General features: G+C 61.3%; 1 protein-coding gene. It reads left to right on the forward strand.

The features are described 5' to 3' along the window. Window positions 1-378 precede the first annotated feature (378 nt). Window positions 379-702: a DUF736 family protein gene (locus EN935_RS38140; protein WP_006205585.1), complete on the forward strand. Its 324-nt coding sequence runs from the start codon at window positions 379-381 to the stop codon at window positions 700-702. The last annotated feature ends 163 nt before the right edge of the window (window positions 703-865 follow it).

An 865-nucleotide genomic window follows, 5' to 3' on the forward strand; every position in this document is an offset into this window, starting at 1 on the left:
GCTGTTGGAGGTTGACGACGCAGACGACATGACCAGAGAGGCTGCAGTCTGCACCGGCGATCCGGCAGCGTTGCATGGGTGGCCAAGCGATGGCGGCCTGAGTTCTTTTCCTCCGGTCCCATCCGGGGCCATTCCCGTTTCATGTCGCCTTTGTAGACGACCGCCTGCTTTGTGCGGTCAACCCCCGTTGGGGGTACACTCGGCGAATATTCAGGAAAATTCGATTTCTGTTTTTTGTCTGCGGGCAGGCGAAGGGCCTGCCCGCTATTTTTCGGCAAATAGAATTTTCCAGAATTTTCGCCGAGATGACCGCAGCAGGACGGCCCTCTCCTTTGGCGCCATCGGGAATGGTCCCGATGCAACCGAAGGAGAACTACCATGGCCACCACGATCGCAAACCTCACCACCAAGGCCGACGGCTCGATGGAAGGCGTCTTTGCCACGCTCCGGGTCAACGCTCCGATCACCCTCATCCCGAACACCAACAAGTCGCGCGAGGACGCGCCCGACTACCGGATCGTCAACAAGCGCACGGGCTTCGAGATCGGAGCCGGCTGGCACCGCATCTCCCAGCGTTCGGGCGAGGAATACCTCTCGGTCAAGCTGGAAGCCCCCGAGATCGGCGTGATCTTCGGCAACCTCGCGCCCGCCCCGGGTGGCGAGGAAAACAAGAAGGTCATCCTCTGGAACAACCCCCAGTGAGGCATCGGTGGCCGGCCCCGGAAGGGGCCGGCTCCCCACCGCAAAAGGAGGTTGCAATGAGCCGCTACACCATCACTGTCACTGGCACCGTCATCGGACAGGGCCGCTCGGATCCAGACGCTGTCATCGGCTACGATCCACCACTTCGGACCTACTTCCTGCA

It is taken from the genome of Mesorhizobium sp. M7D.F.Ca.US.004.03.1.1, assembly GCF_003998635.1.
Taxonomy (GTDB): Bacteria; Pseudomonadota; Alphaproteobacteria; order Rhizobiales; family Rhizobiaceae; genus Mesorhizobium; species Mesorhizobium loti.